This is a genomic window from Clavibacter quasicaliforniensis, assembly GCF_051201715.1.
GTDB classification, from domain to species: domain Bacteria; phylum Actinomycetota; class Actinomycetes; order Actinomycetales; family Microbacteriaceae; genus Clavibacter; species Clavibacter seminis.
The window spans coordinates 2,893,560-2,907,330 of sequence record NZ_CP139624.1 but is presented as its reverse complement, the minus strand read 5'-3'; the positions used below and the strand labels follow the sequence as shown (position 1 = coordinate 2,907,330).

At 72.6% G+C, this 13,771-nt stretch carries 14 protein-coding genes; 5 read left to right on the top strand and 9 right to left on the bottom strand.

Going from position 1 to position 13,771, the window contains the following annotated elements; all coding sequences use genetic code 11:
* Positions 1–175: 175 nt before the first annotated feature.
* Complete coding sequence (locus tag NL142_RS13825; protein ID WP_435080165.1) at positions 176–1,717, bottom strand: DEAD/DEAH box helicase; 1,542 nt, start codon at positions 1,715–1,717, stop codon at positions 176–178.
* A 235-nt stretch (positions 1,718–1,952) separates the two neighbouring features.
* Complete coding sequence (locus tag NL142_RS13820) at positions 1,953–2,600, bottom strand: DUF1684 domain-containing protein (RefSeq protein WP_435080164.1); 648 nt, start codon at positions 2,598–2,600, stop codon at positions 1,953–1,955.
* A 158-nt stretch (positions 2,601–2,758) separates the two neighbouring features.
* Between NL142_RS13820 and NL142_RS13815 the strand changes: the two genes are divergently transcribed.
* Positions 2,759–3,220 carry a hypothetical protein gene (locus tag NL142_RS13815; protein WP_194684447.1) on the top strand — a complete coding sequence of 154 codons (462 nt, stop codon included), beginning with the start codon at positions 2,759–2,761 and terminating at the stop codon, positions 3,218–3,220.
* An 8-nt stretch (positions 3,221–3,228) separates the two neighbouring features.
* On the opposite strand, the gene NL142_RS13810 is transcribed toward NL142_RS13815, so the two are convergent.
* A complete protein-coding gene (locus NL142_RS13810; RefSeq protein ID WP_435080163.1) occupies positions 3,229–3,771 on the bottom strand; it encodes a hypothetical protein in 543 nt (180 codons plus the stop codon).
* 69 nt (positions 3,772–3,840) lie between these two features.
* Here NL142_RS13810 and NL142_RS13805 point away from each other — a divergent pair, with 69 nt between their 5' ends.
* From NL142_RS13805 to NL142_RS13795, 3 genes are all read left to right on the top strand, one after another.
* Positions 3,841–4,341 (top strand): EVE domain-containing protein, encoded by a 501-nt coding sequence (locus NL142_RS13805; protein WP_063070768.1) that lies wholly within the window; start codon positions 3,841–3,843, stop codon positions 4,339–4,341.
* Complete coding sequence (locus tag NL142_RS13800; protein WP_194684449.1) at positions 4,325–4,915, top strand: 2-phosphosulfolactate phosphatase; 591 nt, start codon at positions 4,325–4,327, stop codon at positions 4,913–4,915. Before NL142_RS13805 ends, NL142_RS13800 begins: the two co-directional genes overlap by 17 nt.
* 123 nt (positions 4,916–5,038) lie before the next feature.
* A complete protein-coding gene (locus NL142_RS13795) occupies positions 5,039–5,341 on the top strand; it encodes a DUF427 domain-containing protein (RefSeq protein ID WP_435080162.1) in 303 nt (100 codons plus the stop codon).
* 10 nt (positions 5,342–5,351) lie between these two features.
* Here NL142_RS13795 and NL142_RS13790 read toward each other — a convergent pair whose 3' ends face one another.
* From NL142_RS13790 to NL142_RS13765, 6 genes are read right to left on the bottom strand one after another with little or no spacing between them, the layout of a single operon-like run.
* Positions 5,352–6,047: a CGNR zinc finger domain-containing protein gene (locus NL142_RS13790; RefSeq protein WP_435080161.1), complete on the bottom strand. Its 696-nt coding sequence runs from the start codon at positions 6,045–6,047 to the stop codon at positions 5,352–5,354.
* A complete protein-coding gene (locus NL142_RS13785) occupies positions 6,044–6,553 on the bottom strand; it encodes a SprT-like domain-containing protein (protein ID WP_435080160.1) in 510 nt (169 codons plus the stop codon). The genes NL142_RS13790 and NL142_RS13785 overlap by 4 nt, the downstream gene beginning before the upstream one ends.
* 36 nt (positions 6,554–6,589) lie before the next feature.
* Entirely contained in the window at positions 6,590–7,120 is a 531-nt protein-coding gene (locus NL142_RS13780; protein WP_043561078.1) for a hypothetical protein, read from the bottom strand.
* 10 nt (positions 7,121–7,130) lie between these two features.
* Positions 7,131–8,315 (bottom strand): PQQ-dependent sugar dehydrogenase, encoded by a 1,185-nt coding sequence (locus NL142_RS13775; protein ID WP_435080159.1) that lies wholly within the window; start codon positions 8,313–8,315, stop codon positions 7,131–7,133.
* 41 nt (positions 8,316–8,356) lie between these two features.
* Positions 8,357–9,214: a spermidine synthase gene (locus tag NL142_RS13770; protein WP_435080158.1), complete on the bottom strand. Its 858-nt coding sequence runs from the start codon at positions 9,212–9,214 to the stop codon at positions 8,357–8,359.
* A gap of 53 nt (positions 9,215–9,267) precedes the next feature.
* Entirely contained in the window at positions 9,268–9,936 is a 669-nt protein-coding gene (locus NL142_RS13765) for an MBL fold metallo-hydrolase (protein ID WP_194684456.1), read from the bottom strand.
* 305 nt (positions 9,937–10,241) lie between these two features.
* On the opposite strand from NL142_RS13765, the gene rpoB reads away from it, so the two are divergent.
* Positions 10,242–13,730, top strand: coding sequence for a DNA-directed RNA polymerase subunit beta (gene rpoB / locus NL142_RS13760; protein WP_435080157.1), 3,489 nt, complete (start codon positions 10,242–10,244; stop codon positions 13,728–13,730).
* The last annotated feature ends 41 nt before the right edge of the window (positions 13,731–13,771 follow it).

The window sequence follows — 13,771 nt, the reverse complement described above, 5'->3', positions numbered from 1 at the left end:
TCACCGTAACCGGATGCCGCCGGGCGTCCGCGCGACCGTCAACAGGCACTGCCTCAGCTGTGGAGACTCGGGGCACGGACGCGTCGTCGTGTGTCTCTCCGGACATGACGGAGGGCCCCCGTCCGTGGACGGGGGCCCTCGATGTCATGCCGGCGCGCGGTGCGCGCCGTGCGGTCTAGCGTCCGCTGGAGACGCGGCGGTGGGTGCGCTCGCGGCCGCCGGCCGAGGCGCCGCCGGACGCCGCGGGGCGCTCCTGGCGGGGACGTGCGGTGCCGACGGACGAGCCGCCGCCGAAGCCCTCGGACGAGGTGCTGAAGTTGCGGGGCGCACCGCCGCGCTGTCCGCCCGAGGCGCCGTCGCGGCGACCGGACGAGGCGCCGTCACGACGACCGCCGCCGACGGGCGCGCCGTCGCGGGCCGCGCGCTTCCGCTGCGCGTTGGCGCCCTGCGAGCGTCCGCCGCCGTTCGCGCGGCCGCCCTGCGACTGGCGCTGGGTGGACTCGCGGACCGACTTCGTCTCACGCGGCGCGGGCTTGACGTACGCCGCGACGGCGCCCGTCAGCTCGGCCACGGCGGGGGAGGACTCGGTGACCTGCTGCGGCGTGACGTGGATGTCGGCCTTGCGCATCAGGAGCTGCACGTCCTTGCGCTGCGCCGGCAGCATGATCGTGACGACGTCGCCCGCGGAGCCCGCGCGCGCCGTGCGGCCCGAGCGGTGCAGGTACGCCTTGTGCTCGGCCGGCGGGTCGACGTGGATCACGAGCTCGATGTCGTCGACGTGCACGCCGCGCGCCGCGACGTCTGTGGCCACGAGGACCTTGACGTCGCCCGCGGAGAACGCCGCGAGGTTGCGGTCGCGGGCCACCTGCGAGAGGTTGCCGTGCAGGTCCACCGACGGGATGCCCGCGTCGGTGAGCTGCTTCGCGAGCTTCTTCGCGTGGTGCTTGGTGCGCATGAAGAGGATGCGGCGGCCGGTGCCGCCCGCGAGCTTCTGGACGAGGAGGCGCTTGGCCTCGACGTCGGTCGCCTCGAAGACGTGGTGCGTCATGGCGGCGACGGGCGAGTTCGCCTCGTCGACGGAGTGCAGCACCTGGTCGTGCAGGTAGCGGCGCACGAGCTTGTCCACGCCGTTGTCGAGCGTGGCGGAGAACAGCATGCGCTGGCCGCTGTTCGGGGTCTTGTCGAGGATCCGCGTGACGACGGGCAGGAAGCCCAGGTCGGCCATGTGGTCGGCCTCGTCGAGCACGGTGATCTCCACGGCGTCGAGGTTCACGAAGCCCTGCTTCATGAGGTCCTCGAGGCGGCCGGGGCAGGCCACGACCACGTCGACGCCGGCCTTGAGGGCCGCGACCTGGCGCTGCTGCGAGACGCCGCCGAAGATCGTCGTGGTGGTGAGGTTGTACGCCTCGGCCAGCGGCGCCATGGCCGCGGTGATCTGCGTGGCGAGCTCGCGGGTCGGCGCGAGGATCAGGCCGAGCGGGCGGCCCGGACGACGACGGCCGCCGGCGAGTCCGCCGCCGAGGCGCGCGATCATCGGGATGGCGAACGCCAGCGTCTTGCCGGAGCCCGTCTTGCCGCGGCCGAGCACGTCGCGGCCGTTCAGGGTGTCGGGGAGCGTGTCCACCTGGATGGGGAACGGCGTCGTGATGCCGTTCGCCGTGAGGGCGGAGACGAGGGGTGCGGGCACGCCGAGCGCGCCGAAGGTGTCAGTGGTCATGCGGGGGAGTTGCCTTCCAGGCAGGGGTCCGCCCCGATGTGCGTTCTCGGGATGTGCGACGACGCACGGAAGCGGAGGATGGCGAAGGCGCCGATGGGCGCATCCGTTCGCCAAAAGAAAGATGTCACTCGGCCCCGTCGGCCTGTTCGGCGATCTGATCGGGGCGAGGAGGGAACGCGTTCTCTCGACGCAGGGAGCACGGTGATGTGCTCGCAAGTGATGCCACCGTAGCAGGTCAGGCCGGGGAGAAGCCCATCTCGCCGACGGGGACCTCGAAGCCGAGCACGTTGCCGGCCGGCGCGAGGGGGCACGCCCACTCCGGGTCGTAGGCGCACGACGGGTTGTAGGCGAAGTTGAGGTCGACCACGATCGAGCCCGGCGCACCCGGGCCGAGGTCGGATCCCTTGACCGTGTCGAGCAGGTAGCGGCCGCCCCCGTACGTGCCGCCCTCGCGCCGGTGCGACGCGTCCTTGACGGGCAGGTGCAGGCCGCCGCCGTAGCTCGCGAGCCGCCAGACGTCGAGGCTCCCGGCGTCGCGGCCGTCGGCGGCGGGCAGGTGCACGGAGCCGAGCAGCTCGAACGGCACGACGCCGTCGGTGCCGGTCTCGACGTCGTGGCGCTCGTCGCCGCGGTCGTCCTGGATCTCCAGCTCGAACCGCCAGGCCGGGTCGTAGTCCTTGACGTCCAGGCGGTCGAAGCCGTCGCGGTGCTCGGGCAGGAGCGGCGTCGCGGGGTGGCTGCGGAACATGTCGTCGCGCGTGCGGCGCCAGAGGTCGTGCGCGGCGGCCGGATCCGTCTGCGCGACCCAGCGCACCTCCGCGTACATCTCGTGCGTGCGGCGGCGCCAGTCGGCGACGTGGAGGGCGGTGACGGCGGAGGGCATGCGCCCACCGTACGCGGCCGGGCGGCGCGGGTCCGCGGGAGGTCGTGCCGCGGATGTCCGGATGCGGGCCGGCCCTGTCGCGGATGCGCCCGCCGACGTAGCGTCGTCACGGACGCCGTCGACCCGCGCGGCGCCGCCCCACGGATCGGATGCCGGCCATGCGCGCTCCCCGCCTGCTGCTCGTCCCGGCGCTGGTCGTCGCGCTCGTCGGATGCACGGCGCCGACCGGATCCTCGCTCGACGCCGCCCCGCTGATCGCCCGCGACGCGCAGGCCATGCCCGACGCGAGCGCGTCCGTCGAGCTCCGCACGATGGACCACTCGACGGCGCTCGACGCCGCGTCGCTCGTCGCGTGGCATCCGTCCGACGTGGTCTCGCCCGAACCGTGGGTCGACGTGACGTGGACCTCCGGCGCCCCGGCGTGCGGCGGCCAGGTGGAGGGCGCACGCGTCGTGGAGACCGACGCGCGGGTCGTCATCGACCTCCAGCGCGGGGAGTCCCACCTCTCCGAGGGCGGGGCCTCGTGCGGGGACGTCGGGTTCCCGGGCAGCGCGCGGATCCCGCTGGCCGAGCCCGTCGGCGACCGGGAGCTCCTGCAGCACGCCCCGCCCGCGGGCTGAGCGGCGGGTCAGGAGGCGGGCGTCGGGTCCGCGTCGTCGTCGGCGGTCTCGGGCTGCCAGTCGTACGCCCACGTCGGCGCGAGCTGGCGCAGGCGGAACGCGCGCCACTGCCAGAAGGCCCAGAAGGTCGGCCACATCGCGGGGCCGAGGAGGCCGGCCTCGAACTCGAGCTGGTCGCGGAAGAGGGTCTTGACGCGGCCGTCGGCGTCGGGGCCCGCGGGATCCGCCGAGACGGCCATGCTGTGCCGCATGCTCGTGGGGATCGACATGAGCCCGGAGAGCCCGTGGCCGTCGTCGCGCACGATGCGCACCCCCTCGACGCGCGGCCTCATGTCGCGGAGCCGGATGCTCTGGCGTCCCGCCGTGAACGGGCCGGTCTGCATCGCGGCGACGTGCTCGCGGCCGTCCCAGCTGGAGGGGAAGCCGCCGTCCTCGAGCGGCACGAAGTCGACGAGCGGGCCCGCGACCTCCCGCATCACGGTGGGCGAGTGGAGCGCGCGCCAGGCGGCGTCGGGATCGCAGTCGAGGATGGTCTTCAGCAGCACGCGCATGAGCCCAGTGTGCTCCGCCCGGCTGGGCGTGCCCGGCGTCCCGCCGCCGTGGGACAGGATGGGACGGACATGATCAGGTACTGGGTGGGCGTCGTCTCGCGCGACCGCGTGCTCGACGGCCTGGACCTCGGCATCGCGCAGGTCAACCGCGGCGCCCGCGAGCCGGTCGAGCGGCTCGGCGAGGCCGACGGCTTCGTCTACTACTCGCCGCGCGAGTCGTATCCCGACGGGCAGCTCCTCCGCTCCTTCACCGCGATCGGCCGGGTCGCCGACGCCGCGCCGTACCAGGGTCGCGTGGGCGAGTGGCGTCCGTGGCGCCGGCGGATGGAGTGGGACCTGGGCGCGGTCGACGCCCCCATCCGCCCGCTCGTCCCCGTGCTCGACTTCACGCGCGACTCCCTCGAGTGGGGCAGGAAGCTCGCACCCGGGCTCCTCGAGATCACGCGCGACGACTTCGAGGTGATCCGCCAGGCGATGCGGCGCGGGGCGCCCGAGCCGTCGCGCCGCGTCATCCGCGGAGGGTCCGGCCCGTGGACGCCCGTAGCATCGGATCGTGACCTCCTCCGCTGACGCCGCGCACCCCGACCCGTCGACGCAGGCCCGCTACCAGGTCCGGCTCGACGGCGGCGTGGCCGGCGCCCGCCGCATCGCCGCCGGGGCCGACGTGATCGTCTGGGTCGACGCGCTGCCCTCCGTCCCGCCGCCCACGGCCGCCCGCCGCGACGAGGTCCTCGGGACCATGCCCGCGCGCCCGGCCGTCGTGAGCTCCGGGCTCGCCGACGCCCCGGCCGTCGCCGACTGGATCCTCGCCCTCCAGACCGCGCTCGGCCGCCGCGCCTACGTGGCCGTCGTCGCCGCGGGCACGGTGGAGGCGGACGGATCCTGGCGCGCGTGCGCCGAGGACCAGCTCGCCGCCGGCGCCGTGGTCGACGCGCTCGCCGCCCTGGGGATCGACGCCACCTCGCCCGAGGCCGCCGTCGCGTGCGCCGCGTACCAGCAGCTCCGGCCGGCCGTCGGCCACCTGGTGACCGCGAGCGTCTCCGCGCGCCGGCTCGACGCCGCGGGGCACGACGGGCTGGTCGCCGAGGCGCTCGCCGCGGGCCCCGTCGACGTGGTCGTGCACCGCCTCCACCGCGACGCCTGAGTCCGCGCGCCGCCGCGCGGCATCCGCTCACCGCCCGCCCGGAATGGGCACCCAGGAGCGCGTGTTCCCCTGTGCATCAGGCGCCGCGCCCGGGACGACGCCACGCAACCGGAAGGTCATCACATGAAGGCACTCATCAACGGCGTCACCGTCGCGGAGGCACCCAAGGACGAGCTCATCGAGATCGAGGGCAACTGGTACTTCCCGCCCCAGAGCGTCGACATGTCGCTCCTGACGGAGACCAGCACGCCGTACCACTGCCCGTGGAAGGGCGACACGCAGTACTACTCCGTCAAGGACGGCGACACCGTGCTGCAGGACCGCGCCTGGTCGTACCCGACGCCCATCCCGTCGTCGTTCGACCGCGTCGGCCGCGACTACAGCGGCTACGTCGCGTTCTGGAAGGAGGTCCGCGTCAGCGAGTGACGCGGATCCGTCACGACGGCTCGGGGGCTCCGGCTCCCGGGCCGTCGTCGTACGCGGGGGAGGCCGCGGGACGCACGGGCGCGACGCGCGCCGGGATCCCCGTCCGCCGCTCCCGCAGCTGCCTGGCGCGGTGGGCGCGCACCTTCGCGCGGTTGCCGCAGCGCCGCATCGAGCACCACCGCCGGGTGCCCGAGCGCGTGGTGTCGAGGTAGAGCACGGTGCAGTCGTCGGCGGAGCAGCGGTGGATCCGCTCGGATCCTGCCCCGAACACCACCACCGCGTCGCGCGCCGCCGACGCGAGCGCCTGCGCGGGCCGGGCGAGCGCGCGGCCGGCCTGGCGGGATCCGCCGCCGAGCGCGGGCGGCAGGTCGGGCGTGGCCGCGTAGAGGTTGAGCACGTCGACGTCCCGCGGCGCGGGCTCCCCGCCGTCCGCGATGGCCGCCGCGATGTCGCCGATCGCCTGCCGGAGCGTGCGCGCGTCCGCGAGGTCGCGCTCGCCGGGCTCGGAGACGGGCGCGAGGTGCTCGCTCAGCCACGCGCCGAGGGCCGCGGCGTCGGGCAGCGTCTCGCGCGGCTGCGGATCACCGAGCGCGCCCGTGTACGCGAGGTCGAGGCTCACGGCGCCCGTGTCGAGGAACCAGCGCAGGCCGTCGGGGTCGGTGATCCACTGACCGGTGGGCCGCTCGGATCCCGGCGCCCGGCTCACGCGGCTCCCTCGCGCCGATCGGTGCCCGATGCCCGCGACACGGCGGCGCCCGACGGCACCTCGCGCTTCGTCCACGCGATGAGGTGCGCCTTGTCGAACCGCTTCGAGCACAGCCCGCAGGCGAGCGGGCGGGTCGGCCTCCGGTAGCGGAAGTGGGCGTGGCCGGCCGGGCACGCGCCCACCCAGGGTGCGAGCTCCTCGGCGACGGCGCCCGAGTGCAGCCGGGATCCCTCGTAGCCGAGCTCGGCGGCCACCTTCTTCCATCTCGGCCCGTGGCCCGCGCGGGATCCGGCGAGCGCGTGCGCGACCTCGTGCAGCAGCACCTGGTGGATCTCGTCGTCCTCGAACCGCCCCGCGAGGTGCTTCGAGACCGTGATCCGCTTCTCGCCGTAGTGGCAGGCGCCGGCGCGCGTGCGGGCGTGGTCGAACGCGAAGGTCCACGAGGGGTCGAGGTGCAGCGCGATGAGGGCGTCGGCCCAGATCCGCACCCGGGCGAGGTCAGCCACGGCCGGCCGCCGTCGGCCGGGGAGCGAGCGGGCCCATCACGCGGGCTGGGCGGCGATGCGCTCCTTGGCGACGTCGATCGCGAGCGCCGAGCTCTCGAGCTGGTCGCTCGGCAGGCCCTCGCGGGTGCGCAGCGTGTACGCGTCCTCGAAGTCGGAGAGCGCGAGGCGGTAGTCGCCCCGGTCGAAGTGCACCTTGCCGCGGTGCTGCAGCGCGAACGCCTCCAGCGCGTACCACTCGTGCGCGCGGGCCTCGTCGACGCAGCCGCCGAGGTCCTGCAGCGCGATGTCGAGCTTGCCCTGGTACTGCTGCACCTGCGCGCGGCGGATGCGGCACGCGAGCAGCGTCTCCCGGTCGCCCGTGAAGCGCGCTTGGCGGACGGCCGCGTTCGCCATGTCCCACGCCTCGTCGAGGCGGCCCAGCATGCGCAGCAGCGCGACCTTCTCGGTGATGGCGGAGAGGCTCCGGAGCGCCTCCAGCTCGTCCAGGCGCTCGCCGGCCGCCCGAAGGTCCACCTTCTCCCGGAGGGTGTCCCTGTCGTAGCCGATGATGATCGCGGTGCCTGTCACGAGGTAGAGATTATCCCGCCTGGATCGGCATGAGCTCGACCCGGAGCAGCTTGTCGTCGCCCGCGCGCGGCGTCCCGCGGCCGTCGGTGTTGCCGGTGAGCATGCGCAGCGATCCGTCGGGCGCGGCCTGCACGTCGCGGATCCGGCCGAACTCGCGCGTGTAGAACTCGGTCACGCGGTCGTCGGGGATGGGGTCGGTGACCACCGCGCCCGGCCGGATCACCCAGAGGCGCTGGCCGCCGAGGCCCGCCATGAAGATCGTGTCGCCGGAGATCGCGATGCCGCTCGGGCTCGCGTCGTCGGTGGCCCACTGGCGGACGGGGTCGATGTACGCGTCGTCCGCGGCGTCGTCCGTCGCGCCCTCGACGACCGGCCAGCCGTAGTTCCCGCCGGGTTCGATGAGGTTCAGCTCGTCCCAGGTGTCCTGCCCGAACTCGGCCGCCCAGAGGTTCCCCTCGACGTCCCAGGCGATCCCCTGCGGGTTGCGGTGGCCCATCGAGTAGACGGGCGACCCCGGCGTCGGGTTGTCCTGCGGCCCCTGCCCGTCGGGCGTGAGGCGGAGGATCTTGCCCGCGAGCGAGATCGGGTCCTGCGCGGCGTCGCGGAGGTTCGCGTCGCCCGTGGTGGCGTAGAGCATGCCGTCGGGGCCGAACGCGATGCGGCCGCCGTTGTGGGTCGTGTCGCGCGGGATCCCCGTGACCACGTCCTCGGCCGCCCCGAGCCCGAGGGATCCCGGCTCGCCCGTCACGTCCATGCGCACGATGCGGTTGTCGGTGGCGCTCGTGAAGTAGGCGTAGAGCTGCATGCCGCCGTCGGCCTCGCGCACCGCGATCCCGAGCAGGCCGCCCTCGCCCTGCGGCCCCACGCCCGCGATCGTGCCGGCGACCCGCGTGGTGCCGTCGCCGAGCACCTCGACGATGCGCGACGTGTCGCGCTCGCTGACGAGCAGGGATCCGGACGGCAGCTCGGCGACGGACCACGGCGAGACGAGGTCGGACGCGAGCGCGGTCGGCGTGCCCGACGGCGCGACTCCGGCCGGCGCGGCGTCCGTGCTGGTGGGGGAGGGCGCGGGCGGCTCGGTGGCGCGCACGTCCACGGGTGACCCGTCGTCGTTCGTGCAGCCCGTCAGCGCGACGAGGGCGGCGAAGCCGAGCGCGGCGACGCGCGCCGGGCGGGTGCGGGAGCGGCGGTTCATGGGTACTCCGGTGGTTCGGCGGGCCTCGGTGCCCGGACCGGTCACGGCTTCGTCTGGAAGACGCTGCGGGCGGGGGAGGGGGACGGGACGGCCGTGGCGTCGGTCACGACGGACGCTCCGGCGATGAAGTCGGCGAGCTCGCGCCCCTCGACGACCTTGGCGGGATGGGGGCCCCCGGCGAGCAGGCGCGGCACGAAGTCGAAGGGCAGCGGCGTCGCGGACGCGGCGAACACGACGTTCCCGAACCGGCGGCCCTTGAGCACCTGCGTCTCGGCGAGCGCGGCCACGTGCGGCAGCACGTCCTGGATGGTCGCGGCCTGGCCGCGCGCGAACCGGAGGCCGTGGCCGTCGGCGACGTTGACCGTCATGATCCCGCCCGGCGCGAGGAACGCCGCGGCGTCCGCGTAGAAGTCGCGGCTCGTGATGTGGGCGGGCGTGCGGGCGCCGCTGAAGACGTCCACCACGACGAGGTCGACGGATCCGCGGAGCCCCTGAGGCAGCCGCCCCATCACCTCGCGCGCGTCGCCGTAGCGGAGCCGGATGGAGGCCTTCCGCGACCAGGGCAGGTGCTCGCGCACGAGGTCCACGAGGTCCTGCTCGAGCTCGATGACCTGCTGGCGGGATCCGGGCCGCGTCGCCTCGACGTACCGCGGGATGGTGAGCGCCCCGGCGCCGAGGTGCAGGGCGGTGATCGGCTGCCCCGGATCGCCGACGAGGTCGATGACGTGCCCCATGCGCTGCACGTACTCGAAGAACAGCTCGCCCGGGTCGTCCATGTTGACGTGCGACTGGGGGGTGCCGTCGACCACGAGCTGGTACGCGCCCGGCACGAACCGGTCGGGCTCGATGACGGCCCGGTGCCCGCTCAGGGACAGGACGGTCGACGGGTGCTCGGGCATCTCCTCAGCCTATGCGTCCGTCCGGCGCCGGGACCCGGCCGCCGGGCGACCCGTCACCAGCCGCGCGAGCGCCACGCGGCGAGGGATCCGCGCTCCGCGCCGAGCGTCGTCGAGTCGCCGTGGCCGGGGTGCACGTGCGCGTCGTCGGGGAAGCGCGCGAAGAGCCGCTCCTCCACGTCGTCCATCAGCTGCCGGAAGCGGCCAGCGTCGCCCTGCGTGCTCCCGACCCCGCCGGGGAAGAGCGAGTCGCCCGTGAAGAGGTGCGTGCTGCCGTCGCCCGGCTGCAGCACGAGCGCGACGCCGCCCGGCGTGTGCCCGCGGAGGGCGACGACCTCGAGCGTCACGCCCCCGAAGGCCACCCGGTCGCCGTGCGCGAGCCGCCGGTCGGCGTCGACGGGCAGGTCGGCGGCGTCGGGGTCGCCCACGGCCGAGGATGCGCCGGTCGCGTCGAGCACGGCCGCGAGCGCGCCGTGGTGGTCGGCGTGGCCGTGCGTCGTGACCACGACGGCGAGGCGGCCCACGGGATCCGGCTCCTCCACGAGGGCGAGCAGCCGGTCGACGTCGGCGGCGGCGTCGACGAGCAGGCGCTCGCCGGAGTCGAGGTCGGTGAGGAGGTACGCGTCGTTGTCCATGGGACCGACGGAGGCCTTCCTGACCTCCACGTCGCCCGCCACGTGCACGTGCGAGGGGCCGCCGGGGGACACGTGCCAGGGTGCGCTCATGCCCCGACGCTACGCGGGCGGAGCGGTCCTGCGGCAGGGCAGCCGCACGTTATACACCGAGACACGCCGAGGATGCAAGATTCCGCTGGACATGGCGCGTCGCGACCCGTATGGTGATCCTTTGCGCTCCCACTCCCTTTTGCCTTCATATTGCGGTCGGTCATCGTGTGCGCTCGGGTCCATCCCGAGCCCATCCCGCGAGGTGTGGCGAGCAACTCCATCAGGATCGGCACGGGTCACGTCCCGGGTCGGTCTCGGCGTATCGACGACATCGGAGCCCGACGGGGCCCACGGAGGTAATTTCCTTGGCTGCTGCGCGCAACGCAACTCCCACTCCCCAGAACGGTCGCGACGCATCGCGGCTCTCGTTCGCGAAGATCACTGACACCCTCACCGTCCCCGACCTCCTCGCCCTGCAGACCGAGAGCTTCGACTGGCTCGTCGGCTCGGACGCGTGGAAGCGGCGCGTCGAGGAGGGCACCGCGCAGGGTCGCACCGACCTGGCGCTCAACTCGGGCCTCGAGGAGATCTTCGAGGAGATCTCCCCCATCGAGGACCTGGGCGAGACCATGCAGCTCGGGTTCACTAACCCGTACCTCGAGGAGCAGAAGTACTCCATCGACGAGTGCAAGGAGCGCGGCAAGACCTACTCCGCTCCCCTCTACGTCGAGGCCGAGTTCATGAACCACCTCACGGGTGAGATCAAGACCCAGACGGTCTTCATGGGCGACTTCCCCCTCATGACGGAGAAGGGCACGTTCATCATCAACGGCACCGAGCGTGTCGTCGTGTCCCAGCTCGTCCGCTCGCCCGGCGTGTACTTCGAGCGCCAGCAGGAGAAGACCTCCGACAAGGACATCTACTCCGCCCGCGTCATCCCGTCCCGCGGCGCCTGGCTCGAGTTCGAGATCGACAAGCGCGACCAGGTCGGCGTGCGCATCGACCGCAAGCGCAAGCAGTCGGTCACCGTGTTCCTCAAGGCCCTCGGCCTCACCAGCGAGCAGATCCTCGAGGAGTTCAAGGGCGTCGCGTCCATCGAGCTCACGCTCGAGAAGGACTCCATCCTCACCAAGGAGGAGGCCCTCAAGGACATCTACCGCAAGCTCCGTCCCGGCGAGCAGGTCGCCGCCGAGGCCGCCCGCGCGCTGCTCGACAACTTCTACTTCAACCCGAAGCGCTACGACCTGGCGAAGGTGGGTCGCTACAAGATCAACCGCAAGCTCGGCATCGACAAGCAGCTCACCGACTCGGTGCTCACGGTCGAGGACATCCTCGCGACCATCAAGTACCTCGTCTCGCTGCACGCGAACGAGACGAAGATGAACGGCACGCGCGACGGCAAGCCCGTCGAGCTGCGCCTCGACGTGGACGACATCGACCACTTCGGCAACCGCCGCATCCGCGCGGTCGGCGAGCTCATCCAGAACCAGGTCCGCACCGGCCTGTCCCGCATGGAGCGCGTCGTCCGCGAGCGCATGACCACGCAGGACATCGAGGCCATCACGCCGCAGACCCTGATCAACGTGCGCCCCGTCGTCGCCGCGATCAAGGAGTTCTTCGGCACGAGCCAGCTGTCGCAGTTCATGGACCAGAACAACCCGCTCGCGGGTCTCACCCACAAGCGCCGCCTCTCGGCGCTCGGCCCGGGTGGTCTGTCCCGTGAGCGCGCCGGCGTCGAGGTCCGCGACGTCCACCCGTCGCACTACGGCCGCATGTGCCCCATCGAGACCCCGGAAGGTCCGAACATCGGCCTGATCGGCTCGCTGGCGTCGTTCGCCCGCATCAACTCGTTCGGCTTCATCGAGACCCCGTACCGCCGCGTCGTCGACGGCGTGGTCACGGACACGATCGACTACCTCACGGCCAGCGAGGAGGACGAGTTCCTCGTCGCCCAGGCCAACGCGCCCCTCACGAAGGACTTCCGCTTCGCGGAGGACCGCGTCCTCGTCCGCCCCAAGGGCGGTGAGGTGGAGCTCGTCGCGAAGGAGAACGTCCACTACATGGACGTCTCCCCGCGCCAGATGGTGTCGGTCGCGACCTCGCTCATCCCGTTCCTCGAGCACGACGACGCGAACCGGGCCCTCATGGGCGCGAACATGCAGCGTCAGGCCGTCCCGCTGCTGCGCAGCGAGAGCCCGCTCGTCGGCACCGGCATGGAGGGCTACGCGGCCATCGACGCCGGCGACGTCCTCACCGCCGACGCCTCGGGCGTCGTGGCGGAGGTGTCGGCCGAGGTCGTCACCATCCAGCTCGACGAGGGCGGCACGCAGACCTACTACCTGCGCAAGTTCGACCGCTCCAACCAGGGCACGAGCTACAACCACCGCGTCCTGGTCTCGGCCGGCGACCGCATCGAGGCCGGCGAGGTCATCGCCGACGGCCCCGCCACGGAGAACGGCGAGCTCGCGCTCGGCAAGAACCTGCTCGTCGCGTTCATGCCGTGGGAGGGCCACAACTTCGAGGACGCGATCATCCTGAGCCAGAACCTGGTCAAGGACGACACCCTCTCCTCCATCCACATCGAGGAGTACGAGGTCGACGCGCGCGACACCAAGCTCGGCAAGGAGGAGATCACCCGCGACCTCCCCAACGTCAGCCCGGAGCTGCTCGCCGACCTCGACGAGCGCGGCATCATCCGCATCGGCGCCGAGGTCCGCCCCGGCGACATCCTCGTGGGCAAGGTCACGCCGAAGGGCGAGACCGAGCTCAGCGCCGAGGAGCGCCTGCTGCGCGCGATCTTCAACGAGAAGAGCCGCGAGGTCCGCGACACGTCCCTGAAGGTGCCCCACGGCGAGCAGGGCACGATCATCGGCGTCAAGGTCTTCGACTCGCAGGACGGCGACGACGAGCTCGGCTCGGGCGTCAACCAGCGCGTCGTGGTGTTCATCGCCCAGAAGCGCAAGATCACCGAGGGCGACAAGCTCGCCGGCCGTCACGGCAACAAGGGCGTCATCTCCAAGATCCTGCCGGTCGAGGACATGCCGTTCCTCGCCGACGGGACCCCGGTCGACGTCATCCTCAACCCGCTCGGCATCCCCGGCCGCATGAACTTCGGCCAGGTCCTGGAGACCCACCTCGGGTGGATCGCCAAGCAGGGCTGGGAGGTCGAGGGCAAGCCGAAGTGGGCCGAGCGCCTGCCGGACCACGCGCGCCAGGCGCCCGCCGGCACGAAGGTCGCCACCCCGGTGTTCGACGGAGCGCTCGAGGAGGAGATCGCCGGCCTGCTCGACTCGACGACGGTCACCCGCGACGGCGACCGCCTCATCGGGTCCAGCGGCAAGACGCGCCTGTTCGACGGCCGCTCCGGCGAGCCGTTCCCCGAGCCCGTCTCGGTCGGCTACATGTACATCCTGAAGCTGCACCACCTGGTGGACGACAAGATCCACGCGCGCTCGACGGGTCCCTACTCGATGATCACGCAGCAGCCCCTGGGCGGTAAGGCCCAGTTCGGCGGCCAGCGGTTCGGCGAGATGGAGGTCTGGGCGCTCGAGGCCTACGGCGCCGCGTACGCGCTGCAGGAGCTCCTCACCATCAAGTCGGACGACATCCTCGGCCGCGTGAAGGTGTACGAGGCCATCGTCAAGGGCGAGAACATCCAGGAACCGGGTATCCCCGAGTCCTTCAAGGTCCTGATCAAGGAGATGCAGTCCCTCTGCCTGAACGTCGAGGTCCTCTCGGCCGACGGCCAGGCGGTCAGCCTGCGCGACACGGATGACGAGGTCTTCCGCGCGGCGGAGGAGCTCGGCATCAACATCTCCACCCGCTTCGAGTCGTCCAGCATCGACGACATCTAAGCCCGCTCAAGACTTTCGACTCGAAGCTTTCCAAGGAGAGA